Consider the following 26,021-nt stretch of genomic DNA (forward strand, 5'->3'; position numbering starts at 1 on the left):
CCATGGCCCGCCTGATCCGCCCCGGCCCCCTGCACCTGCCCTTCGAGTGGCTGGTGGCCCTGCGCTTTCTGCGCGAGGGGCGGATGCAGACCTTCCTGATCCTGGCCGGGGTCACCGGCGGGGTGGCGGTGGTGATTTTCCTCACCCAGCTGATCAACCAGCTCCAGGGCACCATCATCGATAAGGTGCTGGGCTCCCAGGCCCACGTGGTGATCAAGCCCTTGGACGACCTGACCCGCCGCGCCCTGCCCGCCGACGCGCCGGTGGCGGCCACGGTGCAACCCCGGGCCCAGCGGCTGCGCCCCCTGGACCAGTGGGAGGCGGTGGCCCGCCTGGCCGAGGCCACCCCCAACGTGGTGGCCGTTTCGCCGGTGGCCAGCGGGCCGGCTTTCGCCATCCGCGGCGGCGCCAACAAGTCGGTGGCCCTGATCGGCATGATCCCGGAGCAGTACCGCCGGGTGGTGAAGATGGACGACTACATGACCCAGGGGCGCTTCGACGTTTCCGGCACCAACGCCCTGATCGGCGTCGACCTGGCCAAGGATCTGGGGGTGGGCCTGGGCGACAAGCTGCGGGTGCTGGCCGCCGACGGCCGGGACGAGACCCTCACCGTCACCGGCCTGTTCGACATGGGCAGCCGGGACATCAACCGGCGCTGGGTGTTCATCACCCTCAAGCTGGCCCAGACCCTGCTCGACCTGCCCGGCTCGGTATCCAACATCGACCTCACCGTCACCGACATCTTCGTCGCCGACCAGGTGGCGGCCCGGCTCGGCAACCAGACCGGGCTGACGGTGGAATCCTGGATGCTGACCAACTCGGGCCTGCTCACGGCGCTGACCAACCAGAGCGTTTCCAACAACCTGATCCGCACCTTCGTCATCCTCATCGTCGCCCTGGGCATCTCCAGCGTGCTGGTGGTGTCGGTGGTGCAGAAGCAGAAGGAGATCGGCATCCTGCGGGCCATGGGCACCAGCCGGCAGCGCATTCTCACCGTGTTCCTGCTCCAGGGCGGCATCGTCGGCGCCATCGGCTCGGTGGCCGGCACGGCCCTGGCCTTCGGCCTGCTGCACCTGTTCTCCCACATCTACAAGGCGCCGGACGGCTCCCAGCTGTTCTCCGCCCAGCTCGACCCAATGCTCGCCCTGGCCGCCTGCGGGCTGGCCACGGCGGTGGGGGTGGCCGCCGCCGCCCTGCCGGCGCGGCGCGCCTCCCGCCTCGACCCGGTCCAGGCGATCCGCGTATGACCCCGGATACAACCGCCACCGCCGACGCCGGCGCGCCGATCCTGGAACTGCGCGGCATCCGCAAGTCCTACGGCATCGGCACGCCGGTGGAGACCGAGGTGCTGCATGGCATCGACCTGACCCTGGGCGAGCACGAGTTCGTCGCCCTGACCGGCCCCTCCGGCTCGGGCAAATCGACCCTGCTCAACCTGATCGGCCTGCTGGAGACGCCCACCCAGGGGGCCCTGCGCATCGCCGGGGACGAAACCACCGTCCTCGACGACGCTGCCCTGACCCGGCTGCGCGGCCGCGCCATCGGCTTCGTCTTCCAGTTCCACCACCTGCTGCCGGCCTTTTCGGCCCTGGAGAACGTGATGATGCCGGCCATCATCCACCAGGGCATCGCCACCGACGAGGCCACCGCCCGGGCCGAGGAACTGCTCGCCGCCGTGGGCCTGGCCGGGGCCGGACACAAGAAGCCGGGGGAACTGTCCGGCGGCATGCAGCAGCGGGTGGCCATCGCCCGGGCCCTGTCCACCCACCCGCGCCTGCTGCTCGCCGACGAGCCCACCGGCAACCTGGACACCAAGACCGCCGACGACATCTTCGAGTTGATGCGCCACTTCAACCGGGAACAAGGCAGCGCCTGCCTGATCGTCACCCACGACCCGCGCCTGGCCGCCCGCTGCGACCGGGTGATCGAGCTAGTGGACGGCCGCCTCACCGCCTGAGCCATCCCGCCCCTTCGTGAAAGTCGGCGCCAGGCTTGGCTTTCCGGGCACATGCCGCCAAGGTCGGCCACCATGGCCGATCTCCAGCCACCCATCGCCGAAAACCGCGCCAATGCTCATTATCCGGGCGGTTCGTCATATGGCTGAACCACCAGGGATTTTTCACCTTATCCACAGACTGACGCACAGAAACTGTGGGCAAGCGCCGCCTTCCCCGCCGCGAGGCAATGGTAGGAAATGGCTCGGACATGGACGGCGCCTCACCCCGGCCGTTATGCTCACGGCGTTCCCGGCCCAATCCGGGGTGCCGTGCCATTTCATCCAGGAGCGACCATGACCTTCGTCGATGCGATCAAAAGCGGCTTCACCAACTACCTCAATTTCGAGGGCCGGGCCTCCCGGTCCGAATTCTGGTGGTGGGTGCTCTTCGTCTTCCTGGCCAGCCTGGTCACCACCCTCATCCACCACCTGTTGGGCAACCTGTTCTCCCTGGCGGTGCTGCTGCCCGGCCTGGCGGTCACCGCCCGCCGCCTCCACGACATCGACCGCAGCGGCTGGTGGCAGCTGGTGGGCATCATCCCGGTGATCGGCTGGCTGGTGATGGTCTACTGGTGCCTCCAGCCGGCCCGGGAACCCAACCGTTTCGGCACGGCATGACCCGGTGCGCCATGCTAGCTTGAAGGAAGCCGCCGGCGCTTCCGGCGCCGGCGCCCCCCATCCCCATAGAGCCCTTGCCATGGAAAACGCCATCCACAAACTCAGCGACCTGTTCCGCCAGCTCGGCCTGGCCGACGACGCGGAATCCATCGACGCCTTCATCGCCGCCCACCGCCCCCTCCCCGCCGGCACGCCCCTGGCCGACGCGCCCTTCTGGAATCCCGCCCAGGCCCAGTTCCTGCGCGAAGAACTGGGAGACGACGCCGACTGGGCCGAACTGGTGGACGAACTGGCGGCCCGGTTGAGCCGTTGAACCTCCGAGCCGTTGAACCTCCGAGCCGTTGAACCTCCGAGCCGCTGAACCTCCGAGCCGCTGAACCCGCGCCCGGCCGGCAATGCCATTCCCCGACTACCCCGTCCTGCTGACGGTCGTCCTGATCGCCAACTGGCCGATCTACACCCGCCTCATGCAGTTCTTCTTCGGCGATGCCAGCGGCCTCGCCCAGGCCCTGGGCTACTGGGCTCTCCCCGACTTGCTGTCGCTGATCATGAACCGCTACTGGGAAGACCAGTGGGCCGAATTCCGCCTGACCCTGTGGCTCATCCTGTGCGCCGGCGTGGTGGTGGCCGAATACCGTCTCGCCGCCCTGCTGCTCGACGGCTGGTACGCCCACGTGATGTGCTGCAAACCGGCCGGCCCCTGATTTAACCTGGCCCTTCGCCATGCCCCTCATCGCCACCTTCCTCGACGGCCGCATCGCCATTCACGTCGGCGACCTGACGCGCCACGACGTCGATGCCCTGGTCAATGCCGCCAACGCCACCCTGCTCGGCGGCGGCGGCGTGGACGGCGCCATCCACCGGGCCGGCGGGCCGGCCATCCTGGAGGCCTGCCGGGCCATCCGCGCCAATCGCTGGCCCGACGGCCTGCCCACCGGCGAGGCGGTGATCACCCCCGGCGGCAACCTGGCGGCGCGCTACGTCATCCATACCGTCGGGCCGGTCTACGGCCGCCACGACGGACGGGAGCCGGAACTGCTCGCCAACTGCTACCGCAACGCCCTGGCCCTGGCGGCAGGCAACGGTCTTGCCAGCCTGGCCTTTCCGGCCATCTCCACCGGCGTCTACGGCTATCCGGGGGACGAGGCGGCCCAGGTGGTCTCCACCGCCCTGCGCGACGCCCTGACGGAACAACCTGGGCGCACGACCCTGGCCGCCGTGGCCGAAGTCCGCCTGGTATTCTTCTCCGCCGAGGCGGCGGCGGCCTTCCTCGACCACCAGCGTTTCTAGCGCCATGCCCGACCTGGTTTTCCGCCTGGCGCTGCTGGCCCTGGCCTGGCTCGCCTACTTCGCCCTCCATTCCCTGCTCGCCTCCCTGCCGGTCAAGGGCTGGGTCGCCCGGCATCGGCCCGGGGCCATGCCCGCCTACCGGCTCGGCTTCAACCTGGTGGCCCTGGTCACCCTGGCCTTGCCCCTGGGGCTGCTCTACGGCACGCCCTGGCCGCCGCTGTGGCGCTGGCAGGGCGTTGGCGCCTGGCTGGCCGACGGCCTGGCCCTGGCCGCCGTGGCGGGCTTCGCCTGGTCCCTGCGCTACTACGACGGGCAGGAATTCCTCGGCCTGCGCCAATGGCGCGGCCGGGTGCGCCAGGCCGAGGACCAGGAACGTCTGTGCCTCTCGCCCCTGCACCGCTGGGTGCGCCATCCCTGGTACGCCCTGGCCCTGGTGCTGCTGTGGACCCGCCCCATGGACGCCGGCATGTTGCTCACCGCCCTGCTCGCCACCTTCTACTTCGTCGCCGGCTCACGCCTCGAAGAGCGCAAGCTGATCGCCCGCCATGGCGACATCTACCGGCACTACCGGGCCTGCGTCCCGGCCTTTGTTCCCCGCCCCTGGCGGCGCCTCACCCCGGCCCAGGCCGAATCCCTGTTACGCCAGCAAGGTTGAAGGGAAAGCGGCCCCTGGGCTATGCTTCGCCCCCATGCGCCGCCTTCTCGTCCTCTTCCTGATGGTGATCTTCCCGCTGCAGTCCGTCTGGGCCGCGGTGGGCAGCCTTTGCCAGCACGAAGCGGGACGCACCGCCCAGCAGCATCTCGGCCACCACGCCCACCAGCACCGGTAAGCGGCTGGCATCGGCGCCGACGATGCCAGCCAGGTCATGGCCGATGCGGCCTTCGCCGCCTGCCCCCACGACAAGGCCGGCCATGGTAGCCACGGCCACGACGGCACGCCGGCCGACCATGCCGCAGCTGGCACCGGCCACGCAAGCGGTAGTGCATCCGGCAACGGCTTCGACGGCGATTGCGGCACCTGCCACCTGAGCTGCCTCAGCCTGGTTCTCCTCCCTCCGCCCCTGCCCGCTCTGGGCACGGGCTCGACCCCGCCGCCACGGGCGGTCCCTGCCTTCCTCTCCGCCGTTCCCGACGGGCCCGAACGGCCCAACTGGGCTCCCGCCGTCTGACCGGCGGGACCCGAACGCACCTTCCCCTGCGCTGACCGGCGCGACGGCCTGACCGTCCCCGGCCCCGGTTCCACGCCGTCCAGCCCCGCTCGCCCGTCTTGCGCGCCGGCCCATGCCGCGTGCGGGCCGGCCAAGCGGAATGGACGGTACGCAACCGACTAGCCGCAGCCCCCTGGCGCCCCACGCGCCCCGCGTTTTCCCCCGCCGGATTCCTCCTCCCCGTTTTGCTTTTGGAGAATCCGATGCGTTGGAACGTATCACCCCGACCCGGCAGCCGCCCCCCCGGCCTGGCTGCCCCGGCCATGCCAGAGCGCCCGATCCGCATCGCGCGCATTGTCCGGCTGGCCCTGGCCGCCCTGCCCCTGCTGGCGGGCGGTGCGGCCACCCCTTTACTGGCCGCCCCGCCGCTGGCGCCGCCGCCCGCACCGGTGGCCGCCGCCCCTTCACCTTCCCCTTCCATCGGCCAGCCCGGCACCGCCGCGCCGCGCCGCGCCATCGGCCTGGCCGATGCACTCGCCGCCGCCTGGCAGCGCCATCCCGCCGCCCGGGCCCTGAGCGCCCGGCTCGACGCCTTTGCCGCCCGGGAGGATGCGGCCGCCAGCCTGCTGGCGGAATCGCCCTCCCTGGCGGCGAGCAACCGCAGCGACAAGCTCAACCGCAACGCCGGCGTCGCCGAATGGGACGTGTCCCTGGCCCTGCCCCTGTGGCTGCCCGGCTACCAGTCCCGCACCCTGGCTCTGGTGGAATCCGAACGCGGCGCCTTCGCGGCCCTGGTGGACCAGGCCCGCTGGCGCCTCGCCGGCGAGGTGCGGGAAGCCTACTGGCTGGCCCGCCTGGCCGAGAACGAGCGGATCGTCGCCAACCGCCGCGCCGAGGACGCCGCCCGCCTGAGCGAGGACGTGCGCCGCCGCGTCGCCGCCGGCGAACTGGCCCCCATGGACCTGAACCAGGCCCGGGGCGCGGAACAGGCCGCCCTGGCGGCCCAGGCCGACGGTGAAGCCCGGGCCCACCGGGCGCGCCGCGCCTTTTCCGCCCTCACCGGCCTTGGCGCCCTGCCCGAGGAAAGCGCCGCCCGGGAATCGGCCGTCTCAACTCCGGCCCTGGCGCCCGCAGTGCCCTCCACCGCAAGTGTCCCCCTGGCCGCGGACGACGCCGGTTTCGACGCCCCCCTCGACGAGCGGGAGGCCGCCCATCCGGCCCTCTCACCCCTGGTACGGGCCATCGAGGCGGCCCGCTCCCGCCTGGCCCTGGCCCGGGGAAACGTGCGCGACGCACCGGAGCTGACCGTGGGCGTGCGCCGCGAGCGGGACAGCTTCGACGGCCCCTGGCTCAACTCGGCCACCGTCGGGGTGCGCATCCCCCTCTCCACCGGCGCCCGCAACCGGCCGCGCATCGCCGCCGCCAGCGCCGAGCTGACCGAGGCCGAGGCCACCCTGCCCCTGGAACGGGCCCGGCTCGCCGCCGAGCAGGACGCCAGCGCCCGGGAGGTGGAGCAATCCGCCGTCGCCCTGGCCCGGGCCGAGCAGCGCCTGGCCTTGGCGGTGGAAACCCAGCGCGAATACGCCCGGGCCTTCCAGCTCGGCAACATCGACTTGCCCCAGCGCCTGCGCATCGAATTCGACCGCTTCGACGCCGAACTGGCCGCCGCCCGGGCCCGCATCGAGGCCGCCCGGGCCGTCGCCCGGCACAACCAATCCCTGGGACTCCTGCCATGACCTTCCCTACCCCCCTCTTCGGAAAGCCGCGCCAGTGCTCGATCTCCGGGCAACCGGCCGGAAAAGCCGCGCCCCTGCTCGCTCTCACGGTCGGCCTTACCCTGGCCGCCATGCCGGCCCTGGCCCACGAGGGCCACGACGCCCCGGCGGCCCCCGCCAGCCGTGGCGCCTCCCCGGCCTTCGAGGCCCACTCCGACCTGTTCGAGGTGGTGGGCCGCCTGCAAACCGCCGCCGACGGCCACGGCGAACCTCGCCTGATCCTGTGGCTCGACCGCTGGGCCAGCGGCGAGCCGGTGGCCGGCGCCAGCATCGAGATCGAGGCCAGCCAGGCAAACGGCGACAAGGGCGGCAAGGACGGCGCGCCACTCAAGGCCCAGGCCGAGGCCCGGCCCGACGGCACCTACGCCCTGCCCACCGCCTTCGCCCGGGCCCTGGCGGCCCCCGGCGAGTATGCCCTGACCCTGACGGTGACCGCCGGGGACCAGGCCGACCTGCTCGCTGCCGACTTCGACGTGGCGGCGGACGCCGTGCCCGCCGCCGCCAGCCCCTGGGCCGCCCGCCTCGGCATCGCCGCCGCGACCCTGGCACTGGCCGCCCTTCTCGCCTTCGCCGCGCGGCGCCTGCGCCGCCGAGCCCCCCGTTCCGGGAGCGCCTCATGATCCGACCCATGCCCCATCGCCCTGGCCGTGCCCGGGCTTATCCCACTGCCCCCCTCGCCACCCTCGCCCCCCTTGCCGCCGCGCTCGCTCTAGCCCTGGCCGCTCTGCTGCCCGCCACCGCCCAGGCCCACGAGGGCCATGACGACGCCCCGCCCCCGGCAGTGCGTGGCGACGCACCCCAGCGCCTGCCCGACGGCAGCGTCTTTCTGCCCAAGACCTCCCAGCGCCAGTTGGAACTGCGCACCGTCGTGGCCCAGCCCTCGGCCCAGCCCCAGAGCGTGGAGCTGCCTGGCCGGGTGGTGCTCGATCCCAGCACCGGCGGCCGGGTCCAGGCCATGATCGCCGGGCGCATCGAGTCCCCCGCCGGCGGCCTGCCGGCCCTGGGCGAGAAAGTGCGGCGCGGCCAGCTGCTGGCCGCCATCCACCCCTCGGCCTCGGCCCTGGAACTGGGCAACCAGGCCGCCCAGGCGGCGGACTTCCGTGCCCAGCTGAAGGTGGCGGAAAAGCGCCTGGCCCGCCTCCAGTCCCTGGAAGCCACCGTGGCGCGCAAGGACATCGAGCAGGCCGAGGCCGAGGTACAGAGCCTCAAGGACCGGCTCGCCACCCTGTCTGGCAGCCTGCGCTACCACGAGGAGCTGCGCGCCCCGGTGGCCGGGGTGGTGGCCACCGCCAACGCCATCGCCGGCCAGGTGGTGGACGCCCGGGAAACCCTGTTCGAGATCGTCGATCCGGCCGGGCTGCGCATCGAGGCCCTGACCTTCGACCCGCGCCTGGCGGCGCGCATCGCCGCCGCCCGGGCCAGCGCCGCGCCGGGGGAATCCCTGGCCCTGCGCTTCGTCGGCGCCGGCCGGGCCCTGCGCGAGCAGGCCATCCCCCTGCACTTCCAGGTGGACGCCCAGGCGGCCCAAGACGGCGGCGGCACCCTGGCCCTGGGCCAGACGGTGACGGTGCTGGCCCAGACCCGGGACACGGTGAGCGGCGCCCCGGTGCCCGCTGCCGCCCTGGTCAAGAATCCGGCCAACCAGGACGTGGTGTGGGTGAAGGCCAGCGCCGAGCGCTTCGTGCCCCGGCCGGTGCGCTTCGTCCCCCTGGACGGCGCCCGGGTGACCCTCACCGACGGCGTCGCGGCCGGCGAGCGGGTGGTGGTGCAGGGGGCGCCCCTGCTCAACCAGGTGAGGTGACCCATGTTCGCCACCCTCGTACAGAAGAGCCTGGCCAACCGCCTGCTGGTGCTGGCCACCGCCGGCGCCCTGATGCTCTACGGCGCCTTCGTCGCCAGCCGCACCCCGGTGGACGTCTTTCCCGACCTCAACAAACCCACCGTCACTCTCATGACCGAGGCCGGCGGCATGGCCCCGGAGGAGGTGGAAACCCTCATCACCTTCCCCCTGGAAACGGCCATGAACGGCATGCCCGGGGTGAGCGCGGTGCGTTCCGTGTCCTCCGCCGGCCTGTCCTTCGTCTATGTCCAGTTCGATTGGGATATGGGTGGATCGGGCGGTGGCGACATCTACCGGGCCCGGCAGATGGTCAACGAGCGGCTGTCCCTGGTGCAGGAGCAACTGCCCGCCGGGGTGGTGCCGCGCATGGGGCCGGTGTCGTCGATCATGGGCGAGGTGATGCTGATCGCCCTGCCGGTCGATGAAGCCAAGATCAGCGCCATGGCGGTGCGCGAGTACGCCGACTGGGTGCTGCGCCCGCGCCTTCTGACCCTCCCCGGGGTGTCCCAGGTGATCCCCATCGGCGGCGAGGTGCGCCAGTTCCAGGTGCAGCCGGATTCAGCGCGCATGGCCGCCCTGGGCATCACCCTGGACCAGGTGGAAACCGCCCTGCGCGGCTTTGCCGCCAATACCAGCGGCGGCTTCCTGGAGCTGAACGGGCGGGAATACCTGATCCGCCACCTGGGCCGCACCAACCGCCTGGAGGACCTGAAACGCCTGGCCCTGACCGCCCGCAACGGCCAGCCGATCCTGCTCGAACAGATCGCCAGCGTCGGCTTCGCCCCGGCCATCCGTCGCGGCGACGCGGGCTTCAACGGCCAGCCGGCGGTGATCCTGGCGGTGCAGAAGCAACCCGCCGCCGACACCATCGCCCTCACCGGGCGGATCGAGGCGGCCCTGGACGAGCTGGGCAAATCCCTGCCCCCGGGCATGGCGGCGCCCCAGGTGACCTTCCGCCAGGCCAGCTTCATCGAGTCGTCCATCGGCAACCTCAAGACCAAGCTGCTGGCGGCCGGGGTGTTCGTCGCCGCGATCCTCTTCCTGTTCCTCGGCAACTGGCGCACCACGGTCATTTCCCTGGCGGCCATCCCCCTGTCGCTGCTGGTCACTGCCCTGGTCTTCCAGGCTTTCGGGCTGTCGATCAACACCATGACCCTGGGGGGCCTGGCCATCGCCATCGGCGAGCTGGTGGACGATGCGGTGGTGGGGGTGGAGAACGTGCTGCGCCGGCTCAAGCTCAACCGGGCCAGCGCCGCGCCCCAGGCGGTGGGCAAGGTGGTGCTCGACGCCACCCTGGAGGTGCGCTCGGCCATCCTCTACGCCACCTTCATCATCGTCCTGGTGTTCGTCCCCCTGTTCGCCCTGCCCGGGCTGGAAGGGCGGCTGTTCGTGCCCCTCGGCGCGGCCTACCTGACCTCGATCCTGGCCAGCCTGGCGGTGTCGATCACCGTCACCCCGGTGCTGTCGGCCTGGCTGCTGCCCAAGGTGGCCGAACAGAGCGCCGGCGCCGGCCACGACGACACCCGGCTGGTGGTCTGGTTGAAGCGCCACTACGCCCGCCTGCTCGCCCGGGGGCTGGAAAAGCCCAAGGCGGTGCTGGCAGGTACGGCGGCGGCGGTGCTGCTGGCGGCGGCCTCGGTGCCCTTCTTCCCCACCACCTTCCTGCCGCCCTTCAACGAAGGGTCGCTGCTGGTGGGGCTGCGCCTCAACCCGGGCACCACCCTGACCGAATCGGTGCGCATCGCCCGCCAGGCCGAGGACCTGGTGCGCGGCCTGCCCGGCATCGAGCACGTCGGGCGCCGCTCCGGCCGGGCCGAGCTGGACGAGCACGCCGAAGGCGTCCATGTCTCGGAGCTGGACGTGAAGCTGGCCCCGGACGCCGACACCCGCCAGGTGTCGGCGGCGATCCGCGACAAGCTGGCGGTGCTGCCGGCGGCGGTGAGCCTGGGCCAGCCCATCTCCCACCGCATCGACCACATGCTCTCCGGGGTGCGCGCCCAGATCGCCCTGCGCATCGTCGGCGACGACCTGGACGTGCTGCGCGGCGAGGCGGCCCGTCTGCGCGGCAAGCTGGCGGCCATTCCCGGCATCGCCGACCTGGAGATCGAGAAGCAGGTGCTGGCGCCCCAGATCAAGGTGCGCATCGACTACGACCGGGCCAGCCAGTACGGCGTCTCCCCGGCGGTGCTGCTGGCCCAGTTGCAGACCCTCACCGACGGCGAAAGGATCAGCCAGGTGATCGAGGGCAACCGCCGCTTCGCCCTGGTGCTGCGTCTGCCCGAGTCGGCGCGCAGCGTCGAGGGGCTGTCCAACCTGCTGATCGAGACCCCCGGGGGCCGGGTGCCCCTGGCCCGGCTGGCCAGCATCGAGGACGGCGACGGCCCCAACCAGATCAGCCGCGACAACGGCCGGCGGCGCATCGTGCTCTCGGCCAACGCCCAAGGCCGGCCCCTGTCGGCGGTAGTGGAGGACATCCGCCGCACGCTCGACGCCACGCCCCTGCCCGAGGGCTACTTCTTCGCCCTGGACGGCCAGTTCAAGGCCCAGGAGGAAGCCAGCCGCCTGATCGCCGGCCTGTCCCTGGTGTCCCTGGCCCTGATCTTCGTGGTGCTCTACTCGCGCTACCGCTCCACCGCCCTGGCCCTGCTCATCATCGCCAACGTGCCCCTGGCCCTGGTGGGCAGCGTGGCCGGCCTGTGGCTGGCGGGCCAGCCCCTGTCGATCGCCACCCTGATCGGCTTCATCACCCTGGCCGGCATCGCCACCCGCAACGGCATCCTCAAGGTCAGCCACTACGTGAACCTGTGCCGCTTCGAGGGCGAGACCTTCGGTCCGGCCATGATCCTGCGCGGCTCCCTGGAACGCCTCACCCCGGTGCTGATGACCGCCCTGGTGGCGGCCTTCGCCCTGGCGCCCCTGCTGTTCGAGGCCGACCAGCCGGGCACCGAGATCCTCCACCCGGTAGCGGTGGTGATCTTCGCCGGGCTGATCTCCTCGACCCTGCTCGACAGCTTCGTCACCCCCCTGCTCTTCGCCCGCTACGGCCGGGCGCCCCTCGAACGCCTGCTGGCCGACAGCAGCGACGAAACCTTCTAAGCCTTCCTTTCCGGAGAAACCCCATGAAAACCATTGCCAACTTCCTGCGCACGTCCGCCCTCGCCCTAGCCCTGGGCGCCGGCCTCGCCACTCCGGCCCTGGCCCACGAGACCCACGGCCAGCCCCAGTACGGCGGCGTCTTCGCCGAGGCCGGCATCTTCCAGGCCGAGCTGACCATGGCCGAAGGCGGCGCCACCGTCTATCTGACCCAGCACGGCCAGCCCATCGCCGCCCAGGGCGCCACCGGCAAGCTCACCTGGCTGGCCGGCGGCAAGAAGAGCGAGGCCCTGCTGGCCCCGGCCGGGGACAACAAGCTCGCCGCCAAGGGCGACTTCAAGGCCCCGGCCACCGCCGTGGCGGTGGTGGCCCTGCCCGGCCAGGCCCCGGCCACGGTGCGCTTCGCCATCAAGTAAAGCCAAGCCCCGGGTGGTTCGGCCGCCCGGGGCGCAGCGAACAGCCCCGCCAGGATTTCAGGAATGCTTGCAGCAATGCCATTAGCTTCACGATGCCCCTTGCCGGACGCGAGGGGCGGATTCGCCTTGAAATCCGCCTTACAACCTGAAACAACCCTGCCGGTAGGCTGCCCGTATACTCGCGCCCGCCAGGCAGCCAGGCTTGCTCAAGCCCCTTCAGCCACCCAGCACGCAAAAGACCCAGATCCGGTCCGCATCCCGCGGGCCGTTCCCCTTTTCTGCGAGAGTCCCGTCATGCTGGCGCTGTCACGTCCTCCCCTGCCCCTGCCTCGTCTACTTTCCCTGGCCCTGTCCACCCTATCCACCGTTTCCCTGGGCGCCGCTGCCGCCGACACGGCTGAAACGGCCGATACCGCCCCGGCGGAAAAACGGGCGGCACCAAGCAAGGACAACCGCACCCTGAACGAGGTGGTGGTCTCGGCCAACCGCCTGGACGACACTGAGCAGCGCCGCTACTCCACTGCCGCCAAGATGGTGTTCGGCCGGGAGGAACTGGACCGCTACGGCGACACCTCCCTGGGCGACGTGCTGAAGCGCCTGCCCAGCGTCACCATCTCCGGCACCCCGGGACGCGGCGGCGACATCCGCATGCGCGGCCTGGGCAACGGCTATACCCAGATCCTGCTCAACGGCGAGCCGGCGCCCCGGGGCTTTTCCCTGGACAGCATTCCGCCCGACCAGGTGGAGCGGATCGAGGTGATGCGGGCGCCGGTGGCCGAGCACAGCACCCGGGCCATCGCCGGCATCATCAACATCGTTCTGCGCGAGGATTTCGCCCGCAAGCAAAACGACTTCCGCCCCTCGGCCAGCCTGGAAAACGGCCGGCTGCAATCCTTCGTCTCATTGCAGCGCAGCGACAGCGACGGCAGCTTCGGCTACAACCTCAACGCCAACGTGATGCATCGCAACCAGGCCAGCCAGGTGGACACCACCACCAGCGCCCGGGACCTGGGCACCGGCCTGGCCACCCTGCAACGGGACGAGCAGAGCCGCAGCAACACCGTCAGCGACGGTCTGCACCTGTCGTCGCGCCTCAACTGGAAGCTCGACGGCGGCGACAGCCTGGCCCTCAACCCCTTCCTCGCCGTCAACCGGGGCGTCACCACCGGGGACAGCCGGCTCACCGAAAGCATCGGCGTCGCGCCCTACAGCACCGCCCAGTGGCGCACCGAGAACGAGAGCACCCTGCTGCGGGTGATGGGCAACTGGAAGCACCGCCTGGAAAGCGGCTCGCGCCTCGACATCCGCTTCAACGCCGGCCTGGCGAGCAGCGACAGCACCACCGACCGTCGCGAGTACGACGGCGGCGGCGCCCTGGCCCACACCAGTTGGAGCAACACCCAGATCCGCGACACCACCTTCAGCACCGCCGGCAAGCTGTCCAACCCGGTGGCCCGGGGCCATAGCCTGGCGGTGGGCTGGGAGCTGGAGCGGGGTCAGCGCAAGGAGACCGCCACCACTATCCAGGACGGCGCCCTGCAACTGGCCCAGTTCGGCAGCGACCTGGAGGCCAGCACCACCCGCCTGGCGGCCTTCGGCCAGGACGAGTGGGAAATCTCGCCCCTGTGGTCGGTCTACGGCGGCCTGCGCTGGGAAGCGATCCATACCCGCAGCGACTGGGCGTCCGGCTCGGCCAGCAATGACAGCAGCGTGGCCAGCCCCCTCTTCCACAGCGTCTGGCGCTTCACCGAGGAGAGCAAGGACCAGATCCGCCTGGGCCTGACCCGCAGCTACAAATCCCCCACCCTCGGCCAGCTGGTGCCCCGCCCCACCTTGTCCAGCACCTATCCCACCAGCGTGCCGAACACGGTGGACAAGCCGGACAGCGCCGGCAACCCCAACCTCAAGCCGGAACTGGCCTGGGGCCTGGACCTGGCCTACGAGCACTACCTGGCGGAGGGCGGCATCCTCAGCGCCAGCCTGTTCCAGCGCAACATCGACAACCTGATCCGCAACGTCACCTCGTTGCAGAACGTCGGCTGGTCGCCGACCCAGCGCTGGGTGACCACGCCCCAGAACATCGGCAGCGCCGTCACCCGGGGCATCGAGCTGGAAGCCAAGTTCCGCCTCGCCGAACTGATGGCCGGCGCCCCGCCCCTGGACATCCGGGCCAACGTCAGCCGCTTCTGGTCCAAGGTGGACGGCATCGACGGCCCCAACAACCGGCTCGACCAGCAGCCCACTTACACCGCCAACCTGGGAGCCGACTACCGCCTGCGCAGCCTGCCCCTGACCGTGGGCGGCAACCTCAACTGGACCCCGGCCTTCACCGTGCAGCAGAGCACCACCCAGACCTACACCCAGCAGTTGAAGCGGGTGTACGACGTGTATGCCCTGTGGCAGGTGGACCGGGACACCCGGGTCCGCTTTTCCGCCGCCAACCTGCTGCACGCCGACTACGCCACTGGCACCGCCTACCTGACCGGCACCGGCGAGCAGTCGGTGCAGAGCAGCGCCCGCACCTACCGGGTGTTCTCGGCCCGGCTGGAGATCCGGATCTAAGGCGCCAGGAATCGCGACGGCGCGATTCGACGCGGAATGCGGTCCGACCCCTGGCAATCACCACCCTCGAACCTCGTCGGCCGGCGCCTTTTCAGGCAATGCCGGCCGGCACCACGCCGGGGAATTCCCCGGCACCTTTACGGGAGATGACCATGCAGCCAACCCTTCAGGAAATCCGCACCTCCGCCATTCCCAGTGCCATTCCCAGTGCCATTTCCCGTCGCATTCTCCGCGGCGCCGCAACCCTGGTCCTGGCCCTCGGCGCCGCCGGTGCCCTGGCCCAGGCGGCCCTGCCCACCGTGGAGGTGTTCAAGAGCCCCTACTGCGGCTGCTGCACCGACTGGGTCAAGCACATGCAGGCCGCCGGCTTTGCCGTGAAGGTGCACAACGTGGACGACACCCAGGCCGCCCGGGCCGCCGCCGGCATGCCCGATTCCCTGGCTTCGTGCCACACCGCCAAGGTCGGCGGCTACGCCATCGAGGGCCACGTGCCGGCCCAGGACATCCGCCGCCTGCTGGTGGAAAAGCCCAAGGCGGTCGGCCTGGCCGTGCCCGGCATGCCCCAGGGCGCCCCGGGCATGGAAGTACCCAAGCCCCAGCCCTACGACACCCTGCTGGTGAGCCGGGAGGACGGGCGCGAGAAGATCAGCGTGTTCGCCCGGCACTGAGCGGCGCAACGAGCCTGAACGGGTCTGGCCTCCCGCCGCTACCGGCGGGAGGCGGAAGGCGGAAGGCGGAAGGCGGCTGAATTTGGTGGGAGTCGGCGTGACTCGGCACGCTATAGTTTTTCTATGCCTTTTACCGGGCGAGCCGCCAAGCTCGAATATCGGCGCGGACTTTTGGCCAACTCCCGGATTCATGCCGTAGTTTTTCTATGGCATCCAAGGGGGATTGGGGGCGCTCGCCAATCCGGCCCATCTGGCCACTCCACCCTGGACGGCGCCGCATCCGGCCGCACTCCGGCCGCAGGACCGCTCCGGATGCTCGACGACGGCGCCGCGTCAGGCGGCCAGCCAGCCTGCCAGTTCGCCGTCCACCGCATCCAGGGTGGCGAGCAGTTCGCCGACCCGCTGCTGCAAGGCCGTGAGTTCGGCCCCGCCGGGCTGGCTCAACTGCCCGGCCTGCCCCGCCGCGCAGGCCTTGAGCACTTCCTTGGCGGCCTGTTCCAGCCCCAGGGCCTGGGCGGTGGCGGCGGGGGCGGAGAAGGTGGCGAACAGGCTCTTCAGGGTGTGGGCTTCCTCGGCGATGCGCTTCACCCAGACGGTGCCCTCCTCGCTTCCCGGCGGTGCCAGGTTGCTGCGGTGGCGCGGCAGTTCGGTGCGGAACATGTCCGCCAGGGTCGCCACCAGGGCCGGGTCGTCCCCCATGCGCGCCAGGGTTTCGGCCCGGTCGAGGAGCGGCCCGCCGGCCGCCACCGGCGCGGCTTCGGCCACGGCGGCGGCCGCCGCCGGACCGGCCAGCACCGCCCCGGGCAGGCAGCGGCCCAGTTCGGCGAACAGTTTTTCCGCCACCACCGGCTTGGCCACGTAGCCGTTCATGCCGGACTGGAGGCAGGCTTCCCGGTCGCCGTCCAGCACGCTGGCGGTCATGGCGACGATGGGGATGGCCCGGGCCAGGCCCCGGGCCGCTTCCGCCGTCCGGATCGCCCGGGTGGCGGTCAGGCCGTCCATTTCCGGCATGTGCACGTCCATCAGCACCGCGTCGAAGGCTTCCGGATCGGCGGCCCAGCGGTCCAGGGCCTGGCGGCCGTTTTCCGCCACCGTCACCCGGTGGCCCCGGCCGTTGAGCAGGGCCAGGGCCAGCTTGCGGTTGACCGGGTGGTCTTCGGCGAGCAGCAGGGAGAGGGGCTGGAGCACGGTTTCCCGCTCTCCGGCGTCCCGGCCCTCCTCCTCGTCCGCCGCGCCGGACGGCACCGCCACGGCGCTCTCCACCAGGCCCAGGTGCACGTCGAAATGGAAGGTGGCGCCCTGGCCGGGCCGGCTGTCCACGCCGATCCGGCCGCCCATCAGCCCCACCAGCCGGTTGCAGATGGCCAGGCCCAAGCCGGTGCCGCCGAAACGGCGGGCGATGCTGCTATCGGCCTGGGAGAAGGCGTCGAAGATGAGCTGCTGCTTTTCCGCCGGGATGCCCACCCCGGTGTCGCTCACCGCCACCCGCAGGTGCCCCGGGGCTCCGCTCCCGCCCCCGGTCAGGGTCAGGGTGACGCCGCCGCGCTCGGTGAATTTGATGGCGTTGCCGATCAGGTTGATCAGCACCTGCTTGAGGCGCCCCGGGTCCCCCACCAGCCGCTCGGGCACATCCTCGGTGACCACCGATTCCAGGGTCAGGCCCTTCTGCCGGGCGCGCAGGGCCAGGAGCTTGACCACTTCGCGCACCAGGCGGCGCGGGGCGAAGGCGATGGACTCCAGGTCCATCCGGCCGGCTTCGATCTTGGAGAAGTCGAGGATGTCGTTGATGATCACCAGCAGGGATTCGGCGGAAACCTTGACCGTTTCCAGGTAGTCCCGCTGCACCGGGTCCAGGTCGGTTTCCAGGGCTAGGTCGGTCATGCCCAGGATGCCGTTCATCGGGGTGCGGATTTCGTGGCTCATGCTGGCGAGGAACACGCTCTTGGCCCGGTTGGCCTCCTCCGCCGCCGCCCGGGCCTGCTCCAGGTCCCGTTCCGCCTGCTTGCGCTCGGTCACGTCGCGGAACAGCCACAGGTGGCCCCGGTAGCCCTCCGGGTCCGGGGCGTCGGGGAAGAGGAAGATCGGCACGTAGTCGATTTCCAGCACCCGGCCGTCCTTCAGCCGCATTTCCTGGCCCTCGGCGTGCTCCCGCTCCAGCACTCGGCCTTCTACCCAGTCCCGCAGCTCTTCGGCGTTTTCCATCAGAGGCAGGTGGCTGGCCAGGACGTCGCGGCAGTCCTGGCCGATATAGCTTTCGGCCAGGGACGAATCCAGGCCCAGGGCCGCCGGCATGGCCTGGTTCACCAGCAGGATCTGGCGGTGCTCGTCCTCCACCAGGATGCCGGCCTGGAGGCTTTCGATCAGGGCGGTGAGGCGGGAGGTGGTGGCGAGCAGGTATTCCTCGTCGCGCTTGCGCTCGGTGATGTCCTGGAAGGCGGCCACGGTACCGGTCAGGCGCGGGCCTTCGAGCAGGGGCACCTGCACCACGGACACCGGCAGCAGGCTGCCGTCCTTGCACACGAAGGCGTCGTAGTCGGAGCGGAAGACGTGGCGCAACACCGCCGGGGCGTGCATCGGGCACTCGTCCCGGGCCACCGGCTGGCCGCTCAGGGTGCAGGGGTGGATGCGGTCGTGCAGGTACTCGCCTTCGAGTTCGGCCCGGGTGTAGCCGAGCAGGCGCTCCGCCTCGGCATTGACGAAGGTGACCCGGCCCAGGGCGTCGGTGGCCACCACCCCTTCGCCCAGGGCATCGGTGAGGCTCTTGAGAAAGCGGGTGTGCTCGGCGATCACCGCCTCGTGGGCGGCCAGTTGCAGCGATGCCCGGTTGAGGGCCCCCACCAGCTCGCCGGTTTCCTGGTCGCCGGCATAGGCCGGCAGGGTCTCGCCGCGGCGCAGGTCCAGTTCGGCGGCAAAGCGGGTCGCCTGGCGCAGCGCCTCCAGGGGACGGGCGAGGAAGACCAGCAGGACGGCGGCGCTGACCGCCACCGAAACCAGGGCGATGAGCAGGCTGGTGCGCCAGGTCTGGTGCCAGGCCTGGTCGAGGGCGTCCAGCCCCACTTCCATGCGCAGCCAGCCTTCCAGGCGGCCCCGCTCGATGGGGTGCCACAGGATCAGCCGGGCGCTGGAGGACGACGATGCCTGCCGCCGGGGCAGCAGTTCGTAGATAGCCGCCGTTTCCTGGGGTACCGCCAGGGGCTCCAGGCCATAGACCGCCTGGACGTCGCTCTTCGATCCTTCTCCGCTGCCACCGTTGCCACCGCTGCCAAGGCTATCCACATTGCGCCGGGTGGCGGCCAGCACCTTGCCGGCCGGGTCGGTGACGGTCAGGGCAAGCACCTCGGTGGCCTCGTTGGCATGCAGCAGGGCGTATTCCAGCCCGGCGCCGTTGCCCGTCACCAGATGGCTGTCCACCGCATCCGCCACGCCCCGCGCCAGGGTGCGGGATTGATTGATCACCAGATTTTCGGCCAGGGCCATGTCCGCCGACGCCGTGGCCCAGGTGTAGACAAGCACCGTGCCGGCAAAGAGCAGGGACACCAGCAGGGTGAGCTGGGCACCGAGATGGCGGGGCAGCCAGCGCGACCAGAAGGGGGGCAGGCGGAACGAAGAGGCCATGGCGAAGGGGGGAATGGGGTCCGGCAGCTGGGCATCCGCGGCAACGGCCTCGCGGCGGCGAGCGGCGAGTATAGCGCGGCACCGCAGCCCCCCTGCTGTGGCGGATTACATATTGTCACCAAAGATGCGGCGATTGCATGGACATTCCCCCTCGGGACAGCCCATAATCGACGGACTTTTGCCGCGCTTTCCTGCCTTTCCGCCCTACACCCAGCTGCCGATGAAGTTCCTCTTCGACCTGCTCCCCGTCATCCTGTTTTTCGTGGCCTTCAAGACGGCCGGCATCTTCGCCGCCACCGCCGTGGCCATCGCCGCCACCGTCGCCCAGATCGCCTGGGTCTGGCACCGCCACCGCAAGGTGGACACCATGCTCTGGGCCAGCCTGGCCATCGTCTCCGTGTTTGGCGGCGCCACCTTGCTGCTCCACGACGAGACCTTCATCAAGTGGAAGCCCACGGTGCTCTACTGGCTGTTCTCCACGGTGCTGCTGGGGGCCTCCATCTTCTTCCGCAAGAACCTCATCCGCTCCATGCTAGGCGCCCAGATCAGCCTGCCGGAGCCGATCTGGCACAAGCTCAACCTGGCCTGGGCCGGCTTCTTCGTGGTGATGGGGCTGACCAACCTGTACGTGGCCTTCAGCTATTCCCTCGACGCCTGGGTCAATTTCAAGCTGTTCGGCGCCACCGGCATGCTGCTGGCCTTCATGATCGCCCAGGGCCTGATCCTGGCCCGCTACATGAGCGATCCTTCCCAACAAACCGACGCCCGCCCTTCCGAGGCCGGCCTGGAGGAAAAACAATGATGTGGTACGCCATCGTCGGTGAAGACGTTTCCGGCTCCCTGGAGCAGCGCCTGGCTGCCCGCCCGGCCCACCTGGCCCGGCTCCAGGCCTTGCAGGCCGAAGGCCGCCTGCTGCTGGCCGGCCCCTTTCCCGCCATCGACTCCCCCGACCCCGGCCCTGCCGGCTTCTCGGGCAGCCTGATCGTGGCCGAATTCCCCAGCCTGGACGATGCCCGGGCCTGGGCCGATGCCGACCCCTACGTGGCCGCCGGCGTCTATGCCAAGGTCGTGGTCAAGCCCTTCAAGAAGGCCTTGCCCGCCTAAGTCCGTCGCCATGGTCTACACCGCCGAAGCCCTGATCGCGGAGCTGCGCCAGCGCCTGGAGGCGTCCCTCGCCCCCGTCCGGCTGACCGTCGAGGACGACAGCCACCACCACGCTGGCCATGCCGGGGCCCGGGGTGGCGGCCGGCACTTCCGGGTGCGGATCGTCTCGGCGGCCTTCGCCGGCAAGTCCACGGTGGCCCGCCACCGCCAGGTCTATGTCGCCGCCGGCGACCTGATGCGCGGCCCGATCCATGCCCTGGCGCTGACCACCCATACCCCGGAGGAAGAGGCCTGACGCCGTTCTTCGCCCGCCTCACCCGCCCTTTCTCCGCCGTATAATCCCTTCGTCATCAACGCAACGCTTTCCCCCACCAAGGACTCATATATGCATACGCTGTCCAAACTGGCCCTCTCGCTGGTTGCCGCTTCCGTCATCAGCGCCCCCGCTTTCGCCCAGTCCGTGGCAAAGGTCAATGGTGTGTCCATCGCCAAGCCCCTGGCCGACGCCATCGTGAACGAACAGAAGGCCAAGGGCGCCTCGGACAATGCCGAGCTGCGCGCCGCCGTGAAGGAAGAGCTGGTACGCCGCGAAGTGCTGGTCCAGGAAGCCAAGAAGAAGGGTCTGGACAAGAAGCCCGAAGTCTCCGCCCAGATGGAACTGGCCCGCCAGTCCGTGCTGATCCGCGCCTTCCTGCAGAACTACGTCCAGTCCAACCCGGTGACCGACGCCCAGCTCAAGCAGGAATACGACGCCATCAAGGCCCAGATGAGCGGCAACGAATACCACGCCCGCCACATCCTGGTGGAGAGCGAAGACCAGGCCAAGGACATCATCGCCAAGCTGAAGAAGGGCGAGAAGTTCGCCGACCTGGCCAAGGATTCCAAGGACCCGGGTTCCAAGGACAATGGCGGCGACCTGGGCTGGGCTCCTCCCAACGCCTACGTGAAGCCCTTCGCCGACGCCCTGGTGAAGCTGGACAAGGGCCAGTACACCGACGCCCCGGTGAAGTCCGACTTCGGCTGGCACGTGATCCTGCTCGAGGAATCCCGTCCCCTGTCCGCCCCGCCCTTCGACCAGGTCAAGCCCCAGCTGAGCCAGCGCATCGAGCAGAAGATGGTGGACAAGCTGATCGGCGACCTGCGCGCCAAGGCCAAGGTCGAATAAGCACCGCCAGCCTGCCGTACCGCCAGCGGGGCGCCCGGGAAACCGGCGCCCCGTTTTTCATGGGCGCGCGGCATGGGCAGGGGCAAGCGTTGTCACGAAGGCGTCACGCCGCGCCGGTACAGTGCGCGGCGCTTTGGGTCATTCCCGGGTTACTTCTCACGACAACGAAAACGACATGCCCCATACCCACCCGCCGCACCTTGCCCTGATCCCCCGCCCGGACGCCGAAACGGCTGCGCCGCCGGATTCCGCTGCCTTCCGGGAGCTGGAAGGCATTCTCGCCGGGCAGCAACTGCGGGCGGTGTTCCAGCCCATTCTCGACCTGCGCGGCCGGGCCTACCTGGGTTTCGAGGGATTGATCCGGGGTCCGGAGGGTTCGCCCCTGGAATTTCCGCTCCAGCTGTTCGCCGCCGCCCGGGAGGCCGACCGCCTGCTCGAACTGGAACGTTCCTGCCGGGAAACCATCTTCAAGGCCTTCGCCGAGCAGCACCTGCCCGGGCACCTGTTCGTCAATTCCAGCCCCACCTCGCTGCGCGACCCGGCCTTCCGCAACGGCACCACCATGGACCTGCTGCGGGACCTGGGGCTGACCCCCAGCCGGATCGTCATCGAAGTCACCGAGAACCAGCAGATCGACGATTTTCCCGCCCTGCGCGACGCCCTGCTGCACTACCGGGGCCTGGGCTACCGCATCGCCATCGACGATCTGGGCGAAGGCTTTTCCAACCTGCGCATGTGGTCCGAGCTGCGCCCCGAGTTCGTCAAGATCGACCGGCACTTCGTCCACGGCATCGCCGACGACCCCCTCAAGTTCCAGCTGGTGCGCTCGATGCACGACATCGCCGAGACCAGCGGCGCCTTCATCATCGCCGAAGGCATCGAGCGGGAAGCCGACTTCACCACCATCCGCGATCTGGGCATCGCCTGCGGCCAGGGCTACTTCATCGCCCGCCCCACCGCCAAGCCGCCGATCCAGCCGGAAAAGACCGCCCTGTCGGCCCTGGCCGCCGGGCAGATCATGGTCTTCCCCAACGCCAGCGCCGGCAGCGGCATGGCCACGGCGCGCAACCTGCTCCAGTACATCACCCCCATCTCGCCCCTGGCGCCCAACGACAAGGTCTACGAGCGCTTCGAGATGGACCCGGAGATCCAGGTGCTGCCGGTGGTGGACGACGGCGGCACGCCGGTGGGGCTGATCAACCGGCACAACCTGATCGACCGCTTCGCCCGCCCCTTCCGCCGCGAGCTGTACGGCAAGAAGCCCTGCACCATGTTCATGGACCCGGCGCCCCTGGTGGTGGACCACCAGCTGCCGGTGCAGGAGGTCAGCCGCATGGTGTCCCGGGCCTCCAGCCACTACTTGCAGGATGGCTTCGTCATCACCGAGAACGGCCGCTACGCCGGCGTGGGCAGCGGCCAGGCGCTGATGGCGCTGATCACCGAACTGCAGATTTCCGCCGCCCGCTACGCCAACCCCCTCACCCAGTTGCCGGGCAACGTGCCCCTCAACGAGCACACCGACCGGCTGCTGGAAAGCCAGAGCACCGGCGGGGCCGCCTTTGCCGCCTGCTACTTCGACATCGACAACTTCAAGCCCTTCAACGACGCCTACGGCTACCGCCGCGGCGACGACGTGATCCAACTGCTCGGCCGGCTGCTGGTGGGGGTGGCCGACAACCGACGCGACTTCGTCGGCCACGTCGGCGGCGACGATTTCGTCATCCTCTTCCAGAGCGATGACTGGGAAGAACGCTGCGCCAAGGCCCTGCGCCAGTTCGACGAGCAAATCCTCAACCTGGTGGAACCCGAGGACCTGCGGCGCGGCGGTTTCGCCGGCGAGGACCGCAAGGGCCGGCCGGTGTTCAACCCCCTGCCCTCCCTGTCCATTGGCGCGGTGCGCGTCCAGCCCGGCCAGTTTCACACCCACCACGAGATTTCGGCGGTCTGCGCCGGTGCCAAGAAACAGGCCAAGAAACAGCCCGGCAGCAGCCTGTTCATTGAGCGCCGCCGGCCCATCCTTTCTCCCGCGGGCGGAATCGGGCTCGAAGAAATCGACGGGTCCGGGGAATCCCCGCAATCCGACGGCAACGAACTCGTCGAACCCTTCCTCCCCTGAGCGTTCAAGCCCCCGGCACCGTGGGTTGACCTTCCCACGATGGGAAGGTCCAAGCTAGAGTCATTCCCTCAACAAGGAATGACACCATGAGCAGCGAACTCACCCTTCCCGTGGCCGGCATGAGCTGCGCCGCCTGCGCCGGCCGGGTCGAAAAGGCCCTGGCCGCCGTGCCCGGCGTCGGCAGCGCCCAGGTCAACCTGGCCAGCGACACCGTGCGCGTCGTGCCCGCCGCCGGCGATGCGGACCTTCCCGTGGCCCGCCTGGCCCGGGCCGTGGCCGACGCTGGCTACCGGGTGGCGAGCCAGGCCACCCGCCTGACCGTCACCGGCATGAGCTGCGCCACCTGCGCCGGCCGCATCGAGCAGGCTCTGGCCGCCGTGCCCGGCGTGATCTCGGCCCAGGTCAACCTAGCCGCCGAGACCGCCGACATCGATGGCGTCGGCCCCGGCGCCGACCCCTATGCCCTGATCGCCGCGGTGGAAGCCGCCGGCTACGGCGCCGCCCTACCCCCTTCGGCGGAAACCGGCGCCGCGGCGGCCGAAACCGCCGAGCGCACCCGGGCCCGCCAGGAGCGCCGCGAGGGGCTGCTGGTGGCCGGCGGCGCCCTGCTCTCCCTGCCCCTGGTGCTGCCCATGGTGTTGCAGCCCCTGGGCATCCACTGGATGCTGCCGGCCTTCGTCCAGTTCCTGCTCGCCACTCCGGTCCAGTTCGGCCTCGGCGCTCGTTTTTACAAGGCCGGCTGGGGGGCGGTGAAGGCCCGCAGCGGCAACATGGACCTGCTCGTCAGCCTGGGCACCAGCGCCGCCTACGGCCTGTCCCTGTACCAGTGGCTGGCCCTGGACGAGCCCCACCTGTATTTCGAGGCCGCCGCCGTGGTGATCGTGCTGGTGCGCCTGGGCAAGTGGCTCGAATCCCGGGCCAAGCGCCAGACCACCGAAGCCATCCGCGCCCTCCAAGCCCTGCGCCCGGACACCGCCCGGGTGGTGCGCGGCGGCGAGGAAACCGAGCTGCCGGTGGCCCAGGTGCGCCTCGGCGACCTGATGGTGGTGCGCCCCGGCGAGCGGATCCCCCTGGACGGCAAGATCCGCACCGGCGCCTCCAGCGTGGACGAATCCCTCATCACCGGAGAGAGCCTGCCGGTGGACAAGAATCCCGGCGACCCGGTCACCGGCGGGGCCATCAACGGCAACGGCCTGCTGCGGGTGGTGGTCGGCGCCGTGGGCAACGAAACCGTGCTGGCCCGCATCATCCGCCTGGTGGAAGACGCCCAGGGCGCCAAGGCACCGATCCAGAAGCTGGTGGACAAGGTAGCCGCTGTCTTCGTCCCGGTGGTGCTGGTCATCGCCTTCGCCACCCTGCTCGCCTGGGGCCTGGGCACCGGCCAGTGGGAAACCGCCCTGATCAACGCCGTGACCGTGCTGGTGATCGCCTGCCCCTGCGCCCTGGGGCTGGCCACACCGGCGGCGATCATGGCCGGCACCGGGGTCGGCGCCCGCCACGGCATTCTCATCAAGGACGCCGAAGCCCTGGAGCTGGCCCAGCAGATCCGCCTGGTGGCCTTCGACAAGACCGGCACCCTGACCCGGGGCCAGCCCGGCCTGGTGTTCCAGCGTGCCGCGCCGGGCGTGGACGTGCCGGTGCTGGCCTGGGCCGCCGCCGTGCAGAGCGGCAGCGAACACCCTCTGGCCAAGGCCACCGTGGCCGCCGCCAAGGCCGAGGCCAATGCGGGCGCAGGCAATGGCAGCAATGGGACGCTGCCCGCCGCCCACGCCATCGAAGCCCTGCCCGGCCGGGGCATGGCCGGTGAGGTCGCAGGCCGCGCCCTGCGCCTGGGCAGCACCCGCCTGATGAGCGAACTGGGCCTGGACGGCGCCCTGGCCGCCTTCGCCGCCGACCAGCAGCGCCTCACCGCCCAAGGGTGTAGCCTGGCCTGGCTGGCGGACGCGAGCGAGCCGGCGGCGCCGCGCCTGCTCGGCCTGTTCGCCTATGGCGACCCGCTCAAGCCCGAATCGGCGGAGGCCATCGCCACCCTGCATCGCCAGGGCATCCGCACCGTGCTGGTGACCGGCGACAACCGGGGCGCCGCCCAGGCCGTGGCCGGCCAGCTTGGCCTCGACCAGGTGGAGGCCGAGGTGCTGCCCGCCGACAAGGCCGCCACCATTGCCCGGCTGAAGGCTAGCGGCAAGGGCGGCAACGTGGTGGCCATGGTCGGCGACGGCATCAACGACGCCCCGGCCCTGGCCGCCGCCGACGTGGGCATCGCCATGGGCAGCGGTACCGACGTGGCCATGCACGCCGCCGGCATCACCTTGATGCGCGGCGACCCGCGCCTGGTGGCCGCCGCCATCGCCCTATCGCGCATGACCGTGCGCAAGATTCGCCAGAATCTGTTCTGGGCCTTCATCTACAACGTGGTGGGCATTCCCCTGGCGGCCTTGGGCCTGCTCAACCCGGTGTTCGCCGGGGCGGCCATGGCCATGTCCAGCGTCTCGGTGCTGACCAATGCCCTGCTGCTCAAGCGCTGGCGGCCCACCGGTCTGCCCCGGGCGGTCGAGCCCGATCCCCTCGCCCGGGAAGCGGGCGACGTGGCCCCGGGCCCCCGGGCGGCCTGACGG

22 protein-coding genes are annotated in these 26,021 nt (G+C 70.5%); 20 read left to right on the forward strand and 2 right to left on the reverse strand.

All coding sequences use genetic code 11. The features are described from left to right. The first annotated feature begins 2 nt into the window (after positions 1–2). From LWW89_RS03790 to LWW89_RS03820, 7 genes are all read left to right on the forward strand, one after another. Positions 3–1,247, forward strand: coding sequence for an FtsX-like permease family protein (locus LWW89_RS03790; protein WP_293261326.1), 1,245 nt, complete (start codon positions 3–5; stop codon positions 1,245–1,247). Continuing rightward, positions 1,244–1,957 (forward strand): ABC transporter ATP-binding protein, encoded by a 714-nt coding sequence (locus LWW89_RS03795; protein WP_293261329.1) that lies wholly within the window; start codon positions 1,244–1,246, stop codon positions 1,955–1,957. The genes LWW89_RS03790 and LWW89_RS03795 overlap by 4 nt, the downstream gene beginning before the upstream one ends. A 333-nt stretch (positions 1,958–2,290) precedes the next feature. Next, the gene (locus tag LWW89_RS03800; protein ID WP_293261332.1) at positions 2,291–2,614 is read left to right on the forward strand and encodes a DUF805 domain-containing protein; all 324 of its coding nucleotides are present in this window, start codon (positions 2,291–2,293) and stop codon (positions 2,612–2,614) included. Between the two features lie 79 nt (positions 2,615–2,693). Then, complete coding sequence (locus tag LWW89_RS03805; RefSeq protein ID WP_293261335.1) at positions 2,694–2,927, forward strand: DUF2789 domain-containing protein; 234 nt, start codon at positions 2,694–2,696, stop codon at positions 2,925–2,927. A gap of 82 nt (positions 2,928–3,009) precedes the next feature. Continuing rightward, positions 3,010–3,318 carry a hypothetical protein gene (locus tag LWW89_RS03810; protein ID WP_293261338.1) on the forward strand — a complete coding sequence of 103 codons (309 nt, stop codon included), beginning with the start codon at positions 3,010–3,012 and terminating at the stop codon, positions 3,316–3,318. 19 nt (positions 3,319–3,337) lie between these two features. Beyond that, entirely contained in the window at positions 3,338–3,904 is a 567-nt protein-coding gene (locus tag LWW89_RS03815) for an O-acetyl-ADP-ribose deacetylase (RefSeq protein WP_293261341.1), read from the forward strand. Positions 3,905–3,908: 4 nt separating this feature from the next. Next, positions 3,909–4,559 (forward strand): hypothetical protein, encoded by a 651-nt coding sequence (locus LWW89_RS03820; protein ID WP_293261344.1) that lies wholly within the window; start codon positions 3,909–3,911, stop codon positions 4,557–4,559. A gap of 19 nt (positions 4,560–4,578) precedes the next feature. Here the strand turns inward: LWW89_RS03820 and LWW89_RS03825 are convergent, their stop codons facing one another. After that, positions 4,579–4,818: a hypothetical protein gene (locus tag LWW89_RS03825; protein ID WP_293261347.1), complete on the reverse strand. Its 240-nt coding sequence runs from the start codon at positions 4,816–4,818 to the stop codon at positions 4,579–4,581. Between the two features lie 497 nt (positions 4,819–5,315). Between LWW89_RS03825 and LWW89_RS03830 the strand changes: the two genes are divergently transcribed. The 7 genes from LWW89_RS03830 (at position 5,316) to LWW89_RS03860 (ending at position 15,406) form a co-directional block, all read left to right on the forward strand. Further along, a complete protein-coding gene (locus LWW89_RS03830) occupies positions 5,316–6,788 on the forward strand; it encodes a TolC family protein (RefSeq protein WP_293261350.1) in 1,473 nt (490 codons plus the stop codon). Further along, complete coding sequence (locus LWW89_RS03835; RefSeq protein ID WP_293261353.1) at positions 6,785–7,447, forward strand: hypothetical protein; 663 nt, start codon at positions 6,785–6,787, stop codon at positions 7,445–7,447. The genes LWW89_RS03830 and LWW89_RS03835 overlap by 4 nt, the downstream gene beginning before the upstream one ends. Positions 7,448–7,455: 8 nt before the next feature. Continuing rightward, entirely contained in the window at positions 7,456–8,628 is a 1,173-nt protein-coding gene (locus LWW89_RS03840; protein WP_293261356.1) for an efflux RND transporter periplasmic adaptor subunit, read from the forward strand. 3 nt (positions 8,629–8,631) lie between these two features. Next, the gene (locus tag LWW89_RS03845) at positions 8,632–11,763 is read left to right on the forward strand and encodes an efflux RND transporter permease subunit (protein WP_293261359.1); all 3,132 of its coding nucleotides are present in this window, start codon (positions 8,632–8,634) and stop codon (positions 11,761–11,763) included. Between the two features lie 23 nt (positions 11,764–11,786). Next, positions 11,787–12,176 (forward strand): hypothetical protein, encoded by a 390-nt coding sequence (locus LWW89_RS03850; RefSeq protein WP_293261362.1) that lies wholly within the window; start codon positions 11,787–11,789, stop codon positions 12,174–12,176. Positions 12,177–12,470: 294 nt separating this feature from the next. Beyond that, complete coding sequence (locus tag LWW89_RS03855) at positions 12,471–14,738, forward strand: TonB-dependent receptor (RefSeq protein WP_293261365.1); 2,268 nt, start codon at positions 12,471–12,473, stop codon at positions 14,736–14,738. A 152-nt stretch (positions 14,739–14,890) separates the two neighbouring features. Then, a complete protein-coding gene (locus LWW89_RS03860) occupies positions 14,891–15,406 on the forward strand; it encodes a DUF411 domain-containing protein (RefSeq protein ID WP_293261368.1) in 516 nt (171 codons plus the stop codon). Between the two features lie 333 nt (positions 15,407–15,739). Here the strand turns inward: LWW89_RS03860 and LWW89_RS03865 are convergent, their stop codons facing one another. Continuing rightward, positions 15,740–19,021, reverse strand: coding sequence for a PAS domain-containing hybrid sensor histidine kinase/response regulator (locus LWW89_RS03865; protein ID WP_293261371.1), 3,282 nt, complete (start codon positions 19,019–19,021; stop codon positions 15,740–15,742). A gap of 220 nt (positions 19,022–19,241) precedes the next feature. On the opposite strand from LWW89_RS03865, the gene LWW89_RS03870 reads away from it, so the two are divergent. The 6 genes from LWW89_RS03870 to LWW89_RS03895 all read left to right on the forward strand — a co-directional run bounded on the left by LWW89_RS03870 (position 19,242) and on the right by LWW89_RS03895 (position 26,018). Further along, complete coding sequence (locus LWW89_RS03870; RefSeq protein ID WP_293262154.1) at positions 19,242–19,823, forward strand: septation protein A; 582 nt, start codon at positions 19,242–19,244, stop codon at positions 19,821–19,823. Beyond that, the gene (locus tag LWW89_RS03875) at positions 19,823–20,125 is read left to right on the forward strand and encodes a YciI family protein (protein WP_293262157.1); all 303 of its coding nucleotides are present in this window, start codon (positions 19,823–19,825) and stop codon (positions 20,123–20,125) included. Before LWW89_RS03870 ends, LWW89_RS03875 begins: the two co-directional genes overlap by 1 nt. A gap of 10 nt (positions 20,126–20,135) precedes the next feature. Then, positions 20,136–20,420, forward strand: a complete 285-nt coding sequence (locus LWW89_RS03880) for a BolA family protein (RefSeq protein ID WP_293261374.1) — start codon at positions 20,136–20,138, stop codon at positions 20,418–20,420. Between the two features lie 90 nt (positions 20,421–20,510). After that, entirely contained in the window at positions 20,511–21,290 is a 780-nt protein-coding gene (locus LWW89_RS03885; protein ID WP_293261377.1) for a peptidylprolyl isomerase, read from the forward strand. A gap of 175 nt (positions 21,291–21,465) precedes the next feature. After that, complete coding sequence (locus LWW89_RS03890; RefSeq protein WP_293261380.1) at positions 21,466–23,406, forward strand: GGDEF domain-containing protein; 1,941 nt, start codon at positions 21,466–21,468, stop codon at positions 23,404–23,406. 86 nt (positions 23,407–23,492) lie between these two features. Beyond that, positions 23,493–26,018: a heavy metal translocating P-type ATPase gene (locus LWW89_RS03895; RefSeq protein WP_293261383.1), complete on the forward strand. Its 2,526-nt coding sequence runs from the start codon at positions 23,493–23,495 to the stop codon at positions 26,016–26,018. The last annotated feature ends 3 nt before the right edge of the window (positions 26,019–26,021 follow it).

The sequence above is a fragment of the Oryzomicrobium sp. genome (assembly GCF_021287045.1).
Lineage (GTDB): Bacteria > Pseudomonadota > Gammaproteobacteria > Burkholderiales > Rhodocyclaceae > Oryzomicrobium.

What these genes read in the sequence shown, in the direction of transcription:
- LWW89_RS03790 (WP_293261326.1), top strand. Translation starts at nt 3, where the DNA reads ATGGCCCGCCTGATCCGCCCCGGCCCCCTGCACCTGCCCTTCGAGTGG.
- LWW89_RS03795 (WP_293261329.1), top strand. Translation starts at nt 1,244, where the DNA reads ATGACCCCGGATACAACCGCCACCGCCGACGCCGGCGCGCCGATCCTG.
- LWW89_RS03800 (WP_293261332.1), top strand. Translation starts at nt 2,291, where the DNA reads ATGACCTTCGTCGATGCGATCAAAAGCGGCTTCACCAACTACCTCAAT.
- LWW89_RS03805 (WP_293261335.1), top strand. Translation starts at nt 2,694, where the DNA reads ATGGAAAACGCCATCCACAAACTCAGCGACCTGTTCCGCCAGCTCGGC.
- LWW89_RS03810 (WP_293261338.1), top strand. Translation starts at nt 3,010, where the DNA reads ATGCCATTCCCCGACTACCCCGTCCTGCTGACGGTCGTCCTGATCGCC.
- LWW89_RS03815 (WP_293261341.1), top strand. Translation starts at nt 3,338, where the DNA reads ATGCCCCTCATCGCCACCTTCCTCGACGGCCGCATCGCCATTCACGTC.
- LWW89_RS03820 (WP_293261344.1), top strand. Translation starts at nt 3,909, where the DNA reads ATGCCCGACCTGGTTTTCCGCCTGGCGCTGCTGGCCCTGGCCTGGCTC.
- LWW89_RS03825 (WP_293261347.1), bottom strand. Translation starts at nt 4,818, where the DNA reads ATGGCCGGCCTTGTCGTGGGGGCAGGCGGCGAAGGCCGCATCGGCCAT.
- LWW89_RS03830 (WP_293261350.1), top strand. Translation starts at nt 5,316, where the DNA reads ATGCGTTGGAACGTATCACCCCGACCCGGCAGCCGCCCCCCCGGCCTG.
- LWW89_RS03835 (WP_293261353.1), top strand. Translation starts at nt 6,785, where the DNA reads ATGACCTTCCCTACCCCCCTCTTCGGAAAGCCGCGCCAGTGCTCGATC.
- LWW89_RS03840 (WP_293261356.1), top strand. Translation starts at nt 7,456, where the DNA reads ATGCCCCATCGCCCTGGCCGTGCCCGGGCTTATCCCACTGCCCCCCTC.
- LWW89_RS03845 (WP_293261359.1), top strand. Translation starts at nt 8,632, where the DNA reads ATGTTCGCCACCCTCGTACAGAAGAGCCTGGCCAACCGCCTGCTGGTG.
- LWW89_RS03850 (WP_293261362.1), top strand. Translation starts at nt 11,787, where the DNA reads ATGAAAACCATTGCCAACTTCCTGCGCACGTCCGCCCTCGCCCTAGCC.
- LWW89_RS03855 (WP_293261365.1), top strand. Translation starts at nt 12,471, where the DNA reads ATGCTGGCGCTGTCACGTCCTCCCCTGCCCCTGCCTCGTCTACTTTCC.
- LWW89_RS03860 (WP_293261368.1), top strand. Translation starts at nt 14,891, where the DNA reads ATGCAGCCAACCCTTCAGGAAATCCGCACCTCCGCCATTCCCAGTGCC.
- LWW89_RS03865 (WP_293261371.1), bottom strand. Translation starts at nt 19,021, where the DNA reads ATGGCCTCTTCGTTCCGCCTGCCCCCCTTCTGGTCGCGCTGGCTGCCC.
- LWW89_RS03870 (WP_293262154.1), top strand. Translation starts at nt 19,242, where the DNA reads ATGAAGTTCCTCTTCGACCTGCTCCCCGTCATCCTGTTTTTCGTGGCC.
- LWW89_RS03875 (WP_293262157.1), top strand. Translation starts at nt 19,823, where the DNA reads ATGTGGTACGCCATCGTCGGTGAAGACGTTTCCGGCTCCCTGGAGCAG.
- LWW89_RS03880 (WP_293261374.1), top strand. Translation starts at nt 20,136, where the DNA reads ATGGTCTACACCGCCGAAGCCCTGATCGCGGAGCTGCGCCAGCGCCTG.
- LWW89_RS03885 (WP_293261377.1), top strand. Translation starts at nt 20,511, where the DNA reads ATGCATACGCTGTCCAAACTGGCCCTCTCGCTGGTTGCCGCTTCCGTC.
- LWW89_RS03890 (WP_293261380.1), top strand. Translation starts at nt 21,466, where the DNA reads ATGCCCCATACCCACCCGCCGCACCTTGCCCTGATCCCCCGCCCGGAC.
- LWW89_RS03895 (WP_293261383.1), top strand. Translation starts at nt 23,493, where the DNA reads ATGAGCAGCGAACTCACCCTTCCCGTGGCCGGCATGAGCTGCGCCGCC.